Genomic DNA, 17,484 nt, shown 5'->3' on the forward strand with positions numbered 1-17,484 from the left:
GCGCGACAACATCCTCGGGGAGGCGGCATGGCCGAGCTGGCGCACTATGCCCGCGCGGACAAAGCGAACCGGACTGAATGACGGCATTCCATTATTAGCAAGAGCTATTGATCCATGGATACCTCAATTATCCTCTCATTTCTTCTGGCAACCGGGGTAGTTGGTATTTTTTCTGCGTACTTCGATTTGAAGCGACAAAAAAAGATAAAGGCGGAGAGTGGCCAGCGAGAAGAAGAGTTACGCGAAGAAGCGAGGTCCCGGCGGAAGGAAGCAGAGGGGTTGAGGCAAGAGCTTCATTCGAGTTCGGCAGCCCTTCATGAGTTTGAAAGGCAAATCCATGAATTAACCCAGACGTTATCTGACCCAGCTCAGGTCTTTTTGGATCACTTAAAGGATGTTCGAGAGCGCGGCGAGCATTTGAGCCGTGCGCTTGCGACGGCCGTAAGCCGCGCGAATTTAGAGGTCGAGAATTTGGTCCAGAAGCGGCGTAGGCTGAACCGAGATCTTGATCCCCCCTTGGGCATGGACGGTTTAGTAAATCTTGTTCGTCAAGCAAGCCTTACACTGGAAAATCATGCGCAGCAGATCGCCGAAAGAAGGGGTCGCATTGAGGGACTCCGCCAAGAAGTTGATGGGTCTCGTTTGCATTATAATCTTCAATTAATAAATCAGAATATGAGCACTTTCGATGACCTCATGGCTCTCATGGACTCGCTTTGTGCGCCTCTAACGAGCGACGAAAAGGTAGGACGATGGGTGAAGGAATTTTCTCACGCTCCTCACTTAACATTTGATGGTCAGCGTGCCCTCGCCGAGCGCAGGAGGGCCGATGCTGAGAATCCGAAGCCCGCTTTCGAAAGATGGAGAGATCCGCCGCTGACTCCTCTTGATAAATTCAATCGAATCAAGAAGGCGTTCGGACAGAGCGATGGCTTCGGATAATCGCCGGCAGGGATGAGCTCTTCCCCTAAGGTTGACAGATTATGACCGCGATGAACTTGCAGGGTGAACGATAACCGAGTGCTGTGTGGAGGTTAAGGCCGTTGTGGTCGGGAAGACCTCCAAGGTTCGGCTGCATCACTGTGGAACCCTAGCGCGCGATCCGTCGCGGGTTATGACGATCATGTCGGGCGACGAGTGCTGCCCTCATTCTCCCCGTGGCAATAATGCGGACACGATCAATCTCTCTATGGGGGATGTCAAAGCCATTTCAGCTCGGCAGGTTGACTGTGCAAGACCGCGCCGATGCCCTTAGCGATCCCATAGCGGATGTCCATGACGTGCCGAAACCACTCTTAGTTGCAGTTCTTCGCTTGAGATGCCTGAAATGTTCGAAGCGAATTGGTACACGTGAGATCGCTCCATTTCCGTTTTGCCTTCAAGAACGCAGAGCTGCGTGGCTCCGGCAACAATCTTGAACGCCTTCTCGGGGTTCCAGATGCCAATCTCTATCGAACTGGATAGGTGTCCTATTTCCACAATGAGATCAGCGTTTACGTAGACGTCGTGTTCATTGTTAACCGACTGTTGGAACAGTAAATTTACTACAGACTCAGTATCCATTTCTTTTAAAAAAATTCTGCGAAAAAACACTTGATCAATAAGGGTCCTATGATTTTTTTCCAAGGAGGCGTGGCATCCTTCGTTACATGTGCCGAGAAAGGAGTGATGCGTTCTCTTGGCCGAACTTCTGAGGTAGTACGCCAACTGCCCCTGTGTCCTGTCGATCAATGAACACAAATGGGGAAGAATGAACATCGTGGTCGCGTCAAAGCCATCTACTACTGATTCAAAATTATCCATCGATTGGATTTTGTCGGTGTTTATGAGTATCGCTCGTCCAAATCGCTCGGGCTCGAAAAAATTCTTTATCATCTGATAGACCACAGACATCTTTCCAGACCTGTCTGGGCCGACGACGAGCGGATTCCTTAGAAAATCCTCTGACCCCTGCAACGATATGTAGAGGTGCAGGGATTCCTCAATTCTCCCGACGACAGCCGGTAGTTCGTCACGACGTGCCAGTTCGACTAGATCGGAAAAAAAATCGTTGTCAGACATTCTGTTGCCTTTTGAATAACTGGCTAGCCAAGAAAACACAGTGTGAGCCGTTTTCACCTTCATGCACAAGGTATTGGTGTCCGAGCTAGCTTCACCAGACTGCGTCGGTGTGCGCTTGCTGACTTCAAGACACGTTCTTGGAGCCGAAACCCTTGTTGTGTTCCGCCTACAGGTCAAACAACCCGGTGCCAGACTGCCCACACTGATCGGGCAGGTTACACATTTCGGCTGAACCAGCGGCTACTTAACCTTAGGCCTTGAAACCTCCGGGTCCGTCAAATAGTCGATGACACCCGGCAGATTCTCGTGGGTCTTACCGTGTCGCTGGGGCTCGGTTGCAAGCCACAAGAATCCGGCTGCGATCAACTAGAGGCAGTAGGGAGCGCGGCCTACGGTTCTTGCCGCCGCGATTAGGCAACTTGAACTGCGAAAGGCGTGCTTTGTGCTCGGGCGGCATTAGTCGCTATTGGTTTCGTTGGCCGCGTAACGGAGTTGCCTATCCACTCTGAACTGTGAAACATTTCACTCACGCGGTCGCTGTCGAATTGCGTGACAGCGAAGAGGCTCTGGGCCATTTGGTAAAGACACATGAATATCCCTTCATCCCCTTCGAATGCCATTTCTGCGGGAGCGCACCTCACGACGCAGCCCGAGTTTGAAACTCGCACGGACGTTGTTCCTGAGCTGTGGCAGTTCATTAACGGGCTTCGGTCTGATGATCTTGTCGCGGAACTGATCCAGAATGAAATCGATGCGGGATCCACTCACACGGTCCTCACATTCGAGGAGGATCGCTTCCTCTGTAGCGGAAACGGGAATCCCGTTGACGAAGATGGGTGGGAGCGGCTGAAATATCTCCGCGGTGCTGGCGATCTCGTGCCTCGTAAGCGCAGCATGATTGGCGTCAAGAACCATGGCTTGAAGGCCTGTTTCAAGATCGGGGATGACATTTTTATCCGATCGAATGGTCGCTATGCTCATCAAACGCTCTACAAAAACGGGCACGATAAACCAGCGATACCGGCTGCTAGCCAAAACTATATGGCGGATCCGACAGCACCTGCGGGCCGTGGTGCCGTGATCGAAGTCCGCTATCGACTGCGTAAGATAGAAGTTCAGCAGGGTGAGCCAATCATACTGGATATCTGCAGTCCTGAATTGTTAGCGAATATTTTCGTGGCGGCGGCCTCAGATATCCCAGCTCGTTTCATGGGAACGACCGTCCCTGGGTTACGTCCCAAATATACGCTCGACCTCGTTCACCACGCGTTTGGGAGAGTGCAGTTCACTTTCCAGGCCGGACGGCCGACCGCTAGGCGTGGGCTGAAGATCTATAAACGTACATGCAATATAAAATCTGACGCGCCGATGGTGGCGAGCAGATCATTCCACGAAAGGGTAGTCTCGACTGAGTTGCCGGTTCCAAAGTCCGGCGGCGACTTTCCGGACTTTTATCGGGAAGGAAAACGAATTCGAATAGAGGTTGCTTGGCAAGAAGGTTCCGCAGGGAGGCCGGTTCCCGCGCAAGGGCATTTCCGATATCCGATAGCCTATGCCGATACTGGCGCTTCTGCGTTTACTGGGATCGGTGCGCACTATTCGGCGCCCTTTGTTTCCGACACGGAGCGGCACGGCCTCGCTGAAGGCGCGGCCAAGCGAAATGGCGATCTCGTCGATGCCTGTGACCGGCTGTTAATCCGCGCGATCCGTGAAACTCTTCCGAAGGCAGGACCTCGATCCCTTGACCTGTTGATCGACCCCGCTCATCTCTCATTGGAGCGGACTTCTATCCTGGTCGCCCTGGCGCTCGAGGAAAAAGCGTTCCCGACCTTGGGAAGGGCCGGCCCGCGACATCGGAAGCCGACGCCTCTTCAGCTCGTGGTGCCGATTGTCACCAGCGACGTCCTTGTCATCGACAAGGATTTGGCGAGCATCGTTCCTCGGGAATTCGAACAGCTCTCACCAGGGGTACATCCGGACATTGTAGGCCTTCTCACTTCGCGCACCATGAGCGGATATGGCGAGACACACATCGTTTTTGATGAGATGGACGCCTTGCTGCGCCTGCGAACCCAATTGGATGCGAATCCGCGATTCCCCTGGGCGGACAAAGCCGCGTATGAGAAGGCAATTGGGAACCCGACCGTTGCTAAGATACACTTGGACGTCATATGGAAGCCTGTGGCGGCGAAACGAAAAGCCACGAAGACCAAGGTGCAGGTACCGAAGCTTCCCGACACGCTAGCGTTGCCGGGTGCGGACGGAAATATCTACCCGGCCAATTCGATGTTCATTGGCTCCGATGTTCCCACTCGCCTCCCGGGAAACTTGGTACCTCGACTCGTCGATCCGGCCCTGGCTGCACACCCTTTACTTGGACGAAACGGTTGGAACCAGCCAACGTTCACGTTTGATGAATTCCTGCTTAGGTTCTCGGGTGCGGACCGTCCCGCTGCCACACGTTTAGCGATGTTTGTGTGGGTTTGTCAGAACCTGAAGAAATTACAGTCAAGCACATGGCCGGCCATTCGAAAGCTAGCAATCTGGCCCGACGCTAATGAAACACCTCTCAGGCTCGAAGATCTCTGTCTACCTGTCGACAGGGCTGTGGACAGCGTCCTAGGCGGTGCAATCCGGAGGCCTTCCAAGAGCCTTCTAAGTTTCGCCTCGGCCGTAAAGAAACGGAAACTCGGTTTCTCGTTCCGACAGCACCCTACACCTGAGGAGGTCGGGGTTTGGATTGACGAAAAGATTCAAGATCTGCCCAGGGATCGTCCTCTCAATCCAGCCGAGCGAACCAAGTTCCGCAACTTTGAGGACGACCTGGTCCACCTTCTGAGCAGCGCCAACATCGCTGACAGCTTCCGTCGAGTGGCCGATCTGGTTCCCGCTTTGAACATGGACGGGAATCTGGCTCGATGCTCTGAACTTGTCCGCGATCATGGCAGCGTCACATCTCTGAAGCTGCAGGCTTGCCACCTTATAGATCGCAAGCAGGTCGGCTTGGACAAGTACCTCCCGCCTTTGGACGGGCCCAATTCGGAGATGGTTAGGCTCGCACTCGATAACGACCCACATAATTCCACCGCGCTCATCCCACGGCTTCGGATTCTGGGTGAAGGCGGGCAGCCTGACCTCTGTGTCAGCCATCTGCAGTGTATCCCAGTCCATGGTGAATTCCGGCGACCGAATGAGTTGGCGTTCAAGGGCAACAAGGGAAACTTCTGGGGCGATTGGCGAGATCAGATTGGCGGCACCGGTCTGTCCGATGTCGACCAGCGTCTCTATAGACGCGCTGGAGTGATTTCATCGGAGCCGACTCCAGATACCTCCTTGGCGTTTTTTCGTTGGTTGGCAATGGATCCGTCCCGGGCGGCTCCGCACCTGCCTCAAATCATCAGACATTTTGGCAGCGAGAGTGGGCCTCGAGCATGGTGGGAGATCAATGATGGAGTACCGTGCCTGCCGGTTTCCGGTCCTAGCGGGTATCGGCTGGTCGGCTACGGGGAGGCCACAAAAAAGAACTCGCTGTGTTTCGTCGACGACTTCCCTGAGCTGGGGGAGGCGCTTCAGCTAGGAAAGACTGCGGTCGACTTGGTCGTGACACAGAGCGAGGGAGTTCGCATGTCGATTGCCGAGCACCTCCTCCAAGCGGGTGTAAAATCTCTGAGAGCCGCAGTAGGTCAGCCGAAATCGGTCAGGGGTTCCGAGTCGAGAGCTGCTCCTGATTGGGCAATGGACATCTTGAGGGAGTACCAGTCGCGTCGTGTAGCCGAAGATCTACAGAAGGCGTTGGTCGGGCTGGGCGTATCCTCTAGTCTCATCAACACTCGCTGGTACGGCCATATAGGATCAGTGAAGCAGGTACTCGGCGCCACGGAAGTCATCGCCACATACAAGTTTGGCAGGATCAACGCCTTTGCCCCAGTCCGACATGCATTCGACCCGGATTCAGGTACGCTTTGGCTCGCTGAGCGCGACGAGATCGAAATGGAGGACGCTTTCTTCGATGCCCTTGCGGAGCGAATATTCGTCCCGAACGCACCAGGTTACTGCGCTACCACATTGGAGCGTGCTCTTCGCGCAAGAATACGGCAAGCCGAACGTCTGCAAAGGCCTTCGTCAGCAGGAGAAGACGATGGCGACCCCGTAGAGCAAGATGACGAAGAGGTGGGCGAGGCCCCCTCGGCTCACTACGACTGGAGACCTGACCCATCCAAGAATATTCCCAAACCAGGACCAATTTCCAAAAATCCCGGAAAACCACAAGCCAGCACGAATCCCTCTTTGGGGCGGAGGTCCAAGAGGGCGCCGGTTCCTAATGAGGCGGAGCAGATCCAGCAGCTTAAGGAACAGTATGCGTGGCACTGCCAGGCGGCGCTGGCAACTAAGACGCCGGCTGCTCTCGCACCCGCCGGAAGCTACGTGGAGTATCAGGAAAACCGGAAACGCTTGATCGATGCGCACCATCCAGATCTGGTCGAAGCCGGCGGGGTTAGGCACGCGGGAAACATCATTGTTCTGTCCCATATGACTCACCATCGATACGGGCGCCATCTCAGTCGTCAGAAAATCACGGATGCCTTGAAGGCGGGAGGAGAACCTAGGCAAATCAAATTCGGATCTGGCAAGGATGTTGCGACCGTAAATGGCGTGGTTATCAGCATGAATCTGGCGGCGACAAACTCATCTTTGTCCCTATATTTCACTGATTGGCACCGCAAATACTGGCTCGAAAATGCTTGAAGCTTGGTGAGCGTTAGACCAATGCGCTGGCTGCACTCTGTCCCTCAAATGGATCTGCAGAACGTCCGGTTCTGGCGCAACGCGCTCGTTCTTACAGTTGATCGGAACGGTCAAGGGCGACAGCCTTTCGGTGCCTTTCGACTGTCGCGTTTTTGCGAGATGCGCAGATTGAGCATTGCGCATTATATCTGCCTAAAACTTCAGCCTACCCAACCTCTTGGCCACTGTGACCATCTGGCCGTCGTCGCTCATTACAAGATAGGTGTTCAACCGATCAGCAAGCTGCGCGTATTGTCTTCCAAGATCATCCTGAGCGCGAGCGCGAGACCGGCTGTCCATAAAATAAACATCTGCCCCATGCCGACGACAGCGCCGGCCGTAAGCCAGGATCGCGTCCACTACTTCAGGTCTTATACCTCTCTGTTGGCATCGAGCTTCGGCATGACGGGTGTACATTTGGTCCTCCTCATTCAGCGATATCTGAAGGATAAGAGGGGGAGGCGACAGAACCTGTCATGCAGCAGCCTCACCAGGCGCGAGCAATGCGTTGAGTGTGCCTCCAGCCGACGGTCCAAATGCATCAAGCGCGCAGAGGGTGTTAACTAAACGCATGTCGCTCACACTTGTGCATGGCACTTCCAGAAGCTTGGGGCTGGCGAAGACCAGCGCAAGAATTTGAGCTCGCGAGACAGCGACGTTGATCCGGTTCAGGCTGAACAGAAAGTCGACTCCGCGCGGAATGTCGTCGGCAGAAGAGGTTGTCATCGACACCATGCATACCGGCGCTTCCTGGCCCTGAAACTTGTCTACCGTCCCAATTCGCGCTCCGTTTGGAAGCGCAGCCTTGAGCGCGTTCACCTGGGCGTTGTAAGGCGCCACGATCAGGATGTCCTGAAGGGTCAGAGATCGTTCGTTACCGTCCCGATCGGCGAACTTCTCACCTAGCAGGCGCGTCATCTCGTTGTGAATGGCAATGATTTCCTCGCGCGAGGATTGGCGGTTTCCCGCGTGAGTAACTTTGACCAGATGCACACCTGACGCACGTGCCGAGTCAGCTAGAAGGAGTCGCTGCCGAGCTGCGCCTTCATCTGACGTCAGGCGGCTTTCATAGACATAGTCCGAGATGAACCGGCAAACCTCGGGGTGCATTCTGCGCGACACCGGAAGAAAGATGCCCCTGTCAGGTGGAACGGTGTTGTAGCCTGCGAGAAGATATTCGAGCGCCGACAGACCACTTTCACCAGGATGTGCGCCTTGTATCGGCTGCGGCAATTGCATGGGATCGCCGACCAGGACTATGTTCTTCGCGCAGGTTCCCATCGCTACAACGTTCGCAATTGAAACCTGGCCCGCTTCGTCAACGAAGAGGTACTCGAAACTCTGCTCGAAGTCGGTGCGGGCAAACAGCCAAGCGGTACCGCCGACGACCGACGCCGAAAATAGCTCGGCGTCATCGTTCTTGGATGTGTGGTGAATTGCAGATTGATACTCTGCGCTGAAGCCCTCCCCGCCCTTCTTGGCCACGCTTACTGACCTGCCGGCTTCCTTCGCTCGGTCCAGAACGGCGCAAAGAAGATTGTCAACCGCTTTATGGCTATTGGAGGCCACAGCAACACGCTTCCCACGGATCACAAGATCGAGGATTGCGCATGAGCTGACATAGGTCTTGCCGGTACCCGGCGGGCCTTGAATGGCCAAACTAGTACGATCCAAGTCACGTATCGCGGACACGACTTCGGATACCACCTCAAGGGTGGGATCAATTATGCTGGCCTGCCTGCCGTTACCCAGGAAATGGGGCTTCGAGCGGTTGAGAAAATCTGAAATCGCGGGATAGCGCCTATTATTGGAAATAACGGAGTCGACGACACGGCGGATAGCCCCCTCGATCACGCGCGTGTCCAGTGGCCCGGACGGCAACAGCGAAGTTGTCGCGGGAGCAACGTCAAACTTGGTCTTCGAGAATTTTACCTGTGCCGTTCTCGCAGCCCGATCCAGATCAACCAGCGAAACGGATACCGGATATCCCTCCACTTCGACGTGACAGCCACCCAGGTCCAGCTTCGTCTCTTGTTCTGGGAACGAATAGGTGCGCTGCCAATGGTTTCCATCGTCGATTGTGGCCGAAACTGCTGTGAGCGCCCCGATGCATTCGAGGTCCTCAATAAGTTCCTCGGGGTCCTTGCCCATCTTGTCAAAGATCGACCACCAGGCAGGTTTTTTCTCTCGCGGGTGGAAGTAGCTCAAATCGAAGAGCAGGTCGGCGAGCCTGTCACCGCATCGGTCGCGCCCCGCATCCAACCTTCGGTGGAGTTCATCAGCTTGGGTTTGTTCTGCAGCGACACCCTCGAGATTGAAACCGGAGCTTGCATCTGCGGTCCCGAGCGGTCGCCAGGGCATGTCTGATGGTCGCACGGTCGAGACCAGCCAGTCGCGCAACATCTGCGTGGAGATACAGTCGATCCGGTTGTAGTCTCGGATTTCTTCAAGGATCTTCGGGTCGTTGGTTTCCCGCCATGCTTCATAGGCAACCACGCTGCCGCCGGCGGTCTTCACCTCGCCGGTGCGTGCTTCCATGTAGAACACTTCCAGGTTCTTGAGCGAGTAGCGCGGTTCCGACGCAATCAATCCGCCAGACACCACGCTGTAGAGATCAACGAACCTGCTCTCCCTAAGCATCTGATCCAGCAGCGCTTCCCCTACGCCGTGACTGCTCGTGAGCTGACGCAGGGCAGAAACCTCGTACGCGGCGTAGTGATAGATGTGGGCGTTTGGAAAATGCTTTAGACGGTGCTCGAAGAACGCCATCAACTGCCGCAGGGCCACTTTCTCTTCGGTTCGATCGTGCGCCCAAAAATCTCTGAACTCCGCTATGCCTTCGTTGTCGAGCCAGATGCCGTGGAGATATTCCAATCCGCCCTCGTAGAAGGGGTCGCCTTCGATGTCATAGAACAGATCGCCAGGATCCGGCTTTGGAAGCAGAGCTAGACCCCGACTCGGGTCCAACTGCTTGAGCTCAAAGGAGGGTGGACCTCCAGCCCGCCGCGCCGTCTGCAGTCTCGCCTGGGTTGTCAGCCTGCTTAGTGTGGTTTCCGCCAGCTTCGGCACCCGTTCTTCACGCTGCCCAAGCGCCGCCATAGTGAGAACACCCGCATCAATCAGCTTGCTCCGCTGACTCCTGGAAATACCGGCTACAAGAGCAAGGCTGTCAGCCTCCTCCCAGTACGATTGGCAAACCTCGCGCCAGCGGCACAGGCCACACATCTTCACTGGATCGGGAGATGTTTCGTGCGGGTCGGCGACAAATCGTTCCAGCCGGTCCCGCGCATGGCGGGCATAGGCGGCGTAGTCCTTGAGCCTGAAGGAGAAGCGATCACCATTGCCCAACTGGATATGCGCGAATTCAGGCTCGATGCCTTGGGCTTCTGACAGAAGGTCCGAATACAGAACAAGCTGGAGGATGTGCTTCGAGTCGGGCTTCCGCTTCAGCTTGGTGTCCACGACTTCATACGAGAACGGACCGAGCAGCGACGGCTTGTCGATTTTTATAAGGAAGTCAGACCAACCACCCCACGGGGGAGAGAAGAATGCGCCTTGGAACAGGACATCAGCACCCTCGTAGAGGGCCGCCTGCGTCGCCTTCGCCGCAAATGATAAGTCCATGTCGCGACTGAATTCGATAATGCGTAGGCCTTCGCCACGGAGCTTCGAAAGATAATCCGCTTCGTGTGCATCACCGTAGCGCTGGAGTATCTTTGCGTCTTCGGTGTCCTCTGCCGGCGCGAACGGCTCGCCCCGCAAGTAGCGCAGGTCCATCGCCGTCGCATGGTTACAACCCATGAACCGCATCAGGTCCGATGCGGAAAGCAAAACCTCCGAGCCTTCCGGTTTCATTTTCTACCTCCCGCCCAATCCTAATAAAACCGTAAGCACTGATCGTGACAATAGCTGTCACCTGGATCGGTGAAGATCGATGTCATTTGAAAAGGCACAGCAGTTGATTGAGCTCGCAACGTTTGTTGCGGCTCGCAGAATGGGCGTGACACTTGATGATGTCGGCGAGCGGTTCCGCGTCTCCAAGCGGACCGCGCAGCGGATGCTGCACACCCTGGAATTTCAGTTTCCTGACACTCGACCCAGCGTAGATGAAAATGGGCGTAAACGCTGGCGATTGCAGACAGGGGCGTTGCGCGACCTGCTTACGCTAACTCCCGATGAACTGGCGGCGATGGACCTATCGATCGAGACCCTGGAACGGAATGCTCAAGGGCTGGAGGCAGACCACCTTCGTTCTCTGCGAGAGAAAATATTGGCGCTGGTGCCGGACAACCGGATCGCCCGCTTGGAAACTGACTATGAAGCGTTGCTTGAGGCCCAAGGTCTCGCAGCGCGCCCGGGACCTACGACAAGACTGGCGCCGGGAGTAGGGTCCACCATAGCTACGGCGCTAAAAGGATCGCAGCGGCTAAAGATCGTCTACCAATCCCGCGGGTCGGCCGCGTCAAGCAAGCGAGTGGTTGAGCCTTACGGAGTCCTGATCGGAATTCGGCGGTACCTAGTGGCGAAGCCAACGACCGATCCCGCGGGAACGCTCCGGCATTATGTGGCTGAGAAGATCGAAAGTGCGGAACTGACAGGGGAGGTCTTTGAACGCGACCCCGGCTTCGACATCCACGCGCATGCAAAGAAGGCGTTCGGGGCTTTCCAGAACGACAGTGAATTTGGGGAAGTTGTCTGGAGGTTCAAACCTGACGCAGCACCGCACGCGCGAAGTTTCCTGTTCCATCCGGGTCAGAGCCTTGAGGACGAACCTGATGGGTCTCTGATCGTACGTTTTTGGGCGTCGGGACACATGGAGATGTGCTGGCATCTCTATATGTGGGGAGACAAGGTCGAGGTAGTTGCGCCCGATGTGCTTCGCCAAATGGTCAAGAGGCACCAACGCGCGGACTTTCCTTCGCTTCCGTAGCCAGTTGTTCCTAAACTCCCGAATCATGCACCGGCCGATCGGTGAGGGGATGACAGCTTCTGTCACCGCCCTATTGGATATTCGTTGCAAACAGGAGTCGATGGATGAACAGGCTGCAGGAAAATGACGGTCATGGTCTTTTCGCCATAGTAGCTCGGGGAGCGAATTCAGGCGTGAAGCTCTTCCCCCACAAGCACGCCGACGGTTCCTTTGTCGTGAGCGCGACTCGTTTTCAAAAAGACTACATCCGGGTCCCGCGGCTGGGCGATTTACCTGCGTGGCTGCACAAAGGCTTTGCACTACGAATGTCAAATCCTTCTGCGGGAGTTATCGTACCCAGCCTTATTAGCGCTGCTTCTGTGCGGGGCTGGGGCAACCAAGAGCATGCCCGCGATTGATTGGGGTTTGTGGGTGACAGCTTCTGACATCGGCCTGTGGATATCTATCCAGGCAGCAGCCGCAGGACAGGCCGCTGTTTATCTGGGAACAAAAGCCTTCTGTCTGAAGGCGAAGGGTGAGGGCATGGCTTTTCGATTCGTTCATACGGCTGACATCCATCTAGATTCACCTCTCCGATCCCTGGCGCTGCGCAACCCAGAACTAGGCGAACTAATTGGTAACGCCACTAGGCGTGCGTTCGTCAATGTTGTCGATCTCTGCTTGTCCGAGCAAGTTGATGCCCTGCTTCTCGCAGGCGATCTCTACGACGGCGACCAAACATCAATGAAAACTGCTCGGTTTCTCGCCGAGCAAATCCGTCGACTAGACCAAGCCGGAATTCGGGTATTCATCATTCGGGGCAACCACGATGCGTTATCGAAGATCACCAGAGAACTGACATACCCTGAAACTGTGAAGGTCTACGGTGGGCGCGCCGAGGCGATCTCAATTGATTTGGGAGATCGGGCGACCCCCGTGGTCATTCACGGACTGAGCTTTGCACAGGCACAGTGCCCCGAAAGCCTGGTCGGAAAGTTCAAGACACGGGTCGATGGCGCTGTAAATATAGCGCTGCTCCACACCAGTCTGGCGGGGACGCCTGGGCACGATTCTTATGCGCCCTGCAACGTGTCGGACTTGGAGGCGGCAGAATTCGACTACTGGGCGCTTGGGCACATTCACAAACGTTTCGTCAGTACAGGACGCTGCACCATTGTAATGCCCGGCATGCCCCAGGGCCGCGACATCAACGAATCCGGTCCGAAATCCGTGAGTCTGGTCACGATAGCTGACGATCGTACAGTTCATGTGGAGGAGAAGTTCACCGGCATCGCTCAGTTCGAGCGTGTCGTAGTTGACCTCAGTGGCATCGAGAATTGGCGGGACATGGCGACCGCAGCGACACGGAAATTGGAGGCTGCGCGGGAAGCTGCCAGTTCCGAACATCTTGTCATCCGGCTTTCCTTCACCGGCCCAACAGCACTTGCTTGGCAACTCCGGCACGACGCTGATCTCGTCAAGACCCAGGCCGAAGACAGGGCATCCGTTATTGGTCGCACCTGGATAGAAAAGATCGAGATGCAGTGCACCAACCTCGTTTCCGGGGATAGCGTCGCTGGTGATCCCCTGGTCGAACTTCGGGCGCTCGTCGGCAGCGAGATAATAGATTCCGAATTTTATGACACTGCGCTCATCGAAATTGGCGAGGAGCTTCGGGGTCACCTGCCACCTGAAAGCAGAAGTATTTTAGGGGCTGACCAGGAAGAGTTTCGGGCCACGTTGCGCCTGCTCGCGCGCGAGGGCGTGGAAGACGTGCTTGCGTGGCTCCATCGCCGAAAACAGGATGAGGTAGCGTGATGCGCATCAACCGGCTCGATCTTACCCGCTACGGAAAATTCACTGACAAGCTAATTGACTTCGGCTTAACGGAGCCGGGTCGACCAGATTTGCATATCATTTACGGTCCGAACGAAGCGGGAAAATCGACCGCCTTATGTGCGTTCCTCGACCTGCTCTTTGGCATCGAATCTCGCAGCCGCTATGATTTCCTCCACCCATATTCAACGATGCGCATCGGGGCGGCGTTGGACATCGGCGGCGTTGCCCGGGAGCTTGTCCGGATCAAAAAGCCACAGAACAGTTTGCTCGGACCGGGTGATCAGCCGATCGGCGAACATTTGATACATGGTGAGCTCGGTGGAGTTAGCCGGGACGTCTATTGCGCAATGTTTTCGCTCGACGATGATACCCTTGAGGAAGGCGGCGAGAGCATCCTGGCCAGCAAAGGTGATCTGGGTCAGCTGCTGTTTTCGGCGAGCACAGGATTGGCCGCACTAAGTCGGACACTTGTTGATTTGCGCTCACAGGCTGACGGCCTTTTCAAACTGCGTTCCCGCGGCAGTGAGATCAGTGATCTGAAAACTCGTCTTTCCGACTTGAAGGGGCGTAAAGAGCAGATTGACACGCTCGCTACCCAATACGGCCAGCTGGTAGATACGAGGGATCGCTCCCTTGAGCTTTACGACCGGGCCATGGCTGAACGAACAGGTACTCAAGTACGGCTGGATGAGATCAAGAACCTGCTAGCCGCTCTGCCACGATTGACGGAATTGCGCGAGGTTCGGTCCAATCTCGCTGGGTTGCAGGATCTTCCCGAGGCGCCGCCCTCGTGGGCCGACGAACTCCCATTACTTCATCAAGAGCATATCCAGCTTGCCGTGAAGAGCGAGACTTCGAAGAGGGTGACAGCGGAGCTTGAGAACCAGCTGGAGGTAATGGCTGTAGATGAATCCGCTCTTGCGCTGGGGCAGAGAATGGACGCGCTCGGCGAGTTGCATGCTCGCTATGTGACGGCCGCGAGGGATTTGCCAGACCGTCGTTTGCAATTGAAAGAGGTTGGCCGGGAGATCGCAACTATTCTGCGGCTTCTCGAACGCCCTGAAGACGACGACCTGAGCAGCCTATTGCTTGGAAGCCGAGTTTCCGGGGCCATCAGAGATCTTATGGAACGCCGATCAGGCATTGATGCAACGCTTACAAGCGCGAAGCGTGAATCCGAAGAGGCGACACGCCGCCTCATCGAGTTGCAAGGCAAATTATCGAGCGAGACCGCCGCCTCGAAAAACAGTGCAGCCATTGCGGCGCTGGCGAGAGAGCTATCGGCTCTTCGAGAGAACGACCATGCAGCCCGCCGCCGTCTCGCGGAGCGCTCCCGCACCGATTACGAAGAAACACTGGCACGGCAGATGTCGGAGTTCCGCCCATGGGCTGAAAGCGTTGACGAGCTAGTGCAAATGCGAGTGCCGGCTCCTTCGGAACTTCAAGTGTGGAAATCAGCGCTGTCTAGGGCGGAGGCCGACATCGACCGTCACAGCAGCGAAAGCGAGCGCCTAACCAGCGAGCAGCGGCGTTTACGGGCCGAACTAGGCGCACTGAAGGACCTCACCGGTCTTGCGGGAGATCACGACGCAGCGTCGTCCCGCTCGGCGCGTGAAGCGGCTTGGGCCGTACATCGCGACGCACTCGATGAATCGACCGCTGTGGCGTTTGAGATCGAACTGCGAAAGGATGACCTGATCACCGGCGCAAGGCTTGGGCACATGAGCGACCTTGCGAAGCTTAATCATGCATATCAGGCGCTCGCCATCGTGGAAGCGGATTTGGAACGCGCAGCGGAGCTGTTGAGCGCTGCGAAAACGAAGCGGGAAGCCGTCAAAGCCGATATTCTGCGTTTCGTACGCAAAATGGGTTTGACTGTCTCTGACGACCTCACGTTAACCGGGCTTGAGACATGGCTGCAGTGTCGCGAAACAGTCGTTGCGACGGTAGAGTCGCTCAGAAAGGCAGAGGGAGACTTACGCCAGGCCGAATCGGACGCCTCGGCTGCGCGCAACCGTCTCTCCGCGGCGTTGTCGGCGGCACTCGTACCCCAAGATTGTTCTGACTCTTTTGAAGGCCTTGCGGCAGCCGCCCAATCCGCCATTGATCTAGAAGTCGAACACAGGAACCTGAGGGAGCAACTTGAACGCTGCGGAAGCGAGGAGCGTTCCCGAAGGGCAGCCCTCGAAACGGCATCTGGCGACGACGATCGATGGAACGCATCATGGGCTGAAATCTGCAAGAGCTGTTGGCTTGGCATAGGGGGAACTATCCCCAGCCTCACCACCGTCAAGGAGGTCATGGACAGACTTGCCGAACTTGGCCCGGCCGGCCAGCGGCGAGCTGGCCTGGCTGATCGGATCGCAAAGATGGAGGAAGATCAAACTGCCTTCTCTTGCGAGCTCACGGTCATGGCCACGGAACTCGGAGTGAATCAATCATCAGAGAGTGCGTTGGACCTGTGGGCGCTGTTGTCTGCCAGAGTGGAAGAGGCCAGGTCCAGCAAGGCAGAAAGGCAATCTAAGAACCAGGCTCTTGAGGATCAAATCCTGAAGAACCGAGACCTGGCGGCCGAAATCGCCATTTGTGAGCGACGCAAATCTGAAATGACACAGCTATTCAATGTCTCTTCCTTGCAGGAGGTCGGCCAACAGCTACAGTTGTTGGAGCAGCGAAAGGATCTGCGACGCCGGGCAGATACCATCGAACGCGAAGTTAAAGAGGCGCTGTCCGTTCGAGAAATTGCTGACGCCGAACTCACCCTCGACGCCATGGATCGACAAGCTCTTGACGCAGAGCACATTGAACTCAAGGCCCGATTTGATGATCAGGATCGGCGCGTGCGAGAGTTGCATACCGTATACAGCAAGGCGTCCGACCAGGTAGAAGCTGTCGACGGCGATAGCGCGGTAGCTGATCTCGAAGAGCAACGACGCACGGTTCTGCTGGAAATAGAAGACAAGGCGTTTAACTATTTCCGATTGAGGGCGGGCATCGTCGCCGCCGAACAGGCCCTGCGTCTCTATCGCGACAAGCATCGCAGCTCGATGATGGTTCGCGCCTCGAAAGCTTTTCAGGTAATCAGCCGAGGCGCTTATCGTGGCCTCGCGACTCAGCCCGACAAGGATGCCGAAGTTCTTATCGGCATTGGAGCTGATGGAAGTTCGAAGGTTGCGCAGGAAATGTCAAAGGGAACGCGCTTCCAACTCTATCTTGCACTTAGAGTGGCCGGTTATCACGAGTTCGCTCAATCTCACACGCCCGTTCCATTTATAGCCGACGACATCATGGAAACGTTCGACGACTTTCGTGCCGAGGAAGCGTTCCGGCTATTCGCCGACATGGCAAAGGTGGGTCAGGTAATCTACCTGACGCACCATAAGCACCTTTGCGAAATCGCCCGGCGGGTTTGTCCGAATGCTCGGATACACGAGTTGGCGGCGCCGATCGCGCTCGAAAGCGTTGCGGCGTAAGTGTTAGAAGCGCGAGGAGGGAATTCGCACAGTATCGAGCCTATTGCGGGCAGGTGCATTATTTCATCCGTTCCCTCCTTGTTGCAGTCGGTCAGGGAAAGGTCTGGATACCGTTCAATGGGCCAATCGACATAGTGACGAGGCGCGAGCTGATCTGCGCACCAGATTAAGCATGGACCCTCTTAAAGGGCGAGAATTTTGAGGGACCGTGGTCGATGGTAGTCTAGGCGGCTGACATATGCAATTGCTTTCGTTATTGCCGCGATCCTGACAAATGTTAAAACTGTATTGGGTAACTTTCTTGTCATTGAGTTTGAAGTCTCCGGCGCTTTATCCATGCATTAGCGAAGCCAGGGTGAACGATGTATTCGCCTCCAGACCGAGAATACCAACCGTCTACTGGCACATGTCCTTTGC

The 17,484-nt window shown here is 55.8% G+C and carries 8 protein-coding genes; 6 read left to right on the top strand and 2 right to left on the bottom strand.

Going from position 1 to position 17,484, the window contains the following annotated elements; all coding sequences use genetic code 11:
* The first annotated feature begins 114 nt into the window (after nucleotides 1–114).
* A complete protein-coding gene (locus ACYHH6_RS20585) occupies nucleotides 115–942 on the top strand; it encodes a hypothetical protein (RefSeq protein ID WP_488500467.1) in 828 nt (275 codons plus the stop codon).
* A gap of 309 nt (nucleotides 943–1,251) precedes the next feature.
* Here the strand turns inward: ACYHH6_RS20585 and ACYHH6_RS20590 are convergent, their stop codons facing one another.
* Complete coding sequence (locus ACYHH6_RS20590) at nucleotides 1,252–2,061, bottom strand: hypothetical protein (RefSeq protein WP_352591854.1); 810 nt, start codon at nucleotides 2,059–2,061, stop codon at nucleotides 1,252–1,254.
* 588 nt (nucleotides 2,062–2,649) lie between these two features.
* Between ACYHH6_RS20590 and ACYHH6_RS20595 the strand changes: the two genes are divergently transcribed.
* A complete protein-coding gene (locus ACYHH6_RS20595) occupies nucleotides 2,650–6,807 on the top strand; it encodes a hypothetical protein (protein WP_352591851.1) in 4,158 nt (1,385 codons plus the stop codon).
* Between the two features lie 513 nt (nucleotides 6,808–7,320).
* On the opposite strand, the gene ACYHH6_RS20600 is transcribed toward ACYHH6_RS20595, so the two are convergent.
* Complete coding sequence (locus ACYHH6_RS20600; protein ID WP_352591848.1) at nucleotides 7,321–10,701, bottom strand: TM0106 family RecB-like putative nuclease; 3,381 nt, start codon at nucleotides 10,699–10,701, stop codon at nucleotides 7,321–7,323.
* 79 nt (nucleotides 10,702–10,780) lie between these two features.
* Here ACYHH6_RS20600 and ACYHH6_RS20605 point away from each other — a divergent pair, with 79 nt between their 5' ends.
* From ACYHH6_RS20605 to ACYHH6_RS20620, 4 genes are all read left to right on the top strand, one after another.
* Entirely contained in the window at nucleotides 10,781–11,776 is a 996-nt protein-coding gene (locus ACYHH6_RS20605) for a helix-turn-helix transcriptional regulator (protein ID WP_352591845.1), read from the top strand.
* Nucleotides 11,777–11,880: 104 nt separating this feature from the next.
* Complete coding sequence (locus ACYHH6_RS20610) at nucleotides 11,881–12,174, top strand: hypothetical protein (RefSeq protein WP_352591842.1); 294 nt, start codon at nucleotides 11,881–11,883, stop codon at nucleotides 12,172–12,174.
* Between the two features lie 124 nt (nucleotides 12,175–12,298).
* A complete protein-coding gene (locus ACYHH6_RS20615; RefSeq protein ID WP_352591872.1) occupies nucleotides 12,299–13,573 on the top strand; it encodes a metallophosphoesterase family protein in 1,275 nt (424 codons plus the stop codon).
* The gene (locus ACYHH6_RS20620) at nucleotides 13,573–17,067 is read left to right on the top strand and encodes an AAA family ATPase (protein WP_352591866.1); all 3,495 of its coding nucleotides are present in this window, start codon (nucleotides 13,573–13,575) and stop codon (nucleotides 17,065–17,067) included. The genes ACYHH6_RS20615 and ACYHH6_RS20620 overlap by 1 nt, the downstream gene beginning before the upstream one ends.
* Nucleotides 17,068–17,484: the final 417 nt, after the last annotated feature.

This window comes from Mesorhizobium sp. P171375 (genome assembly GCF_057786075.1).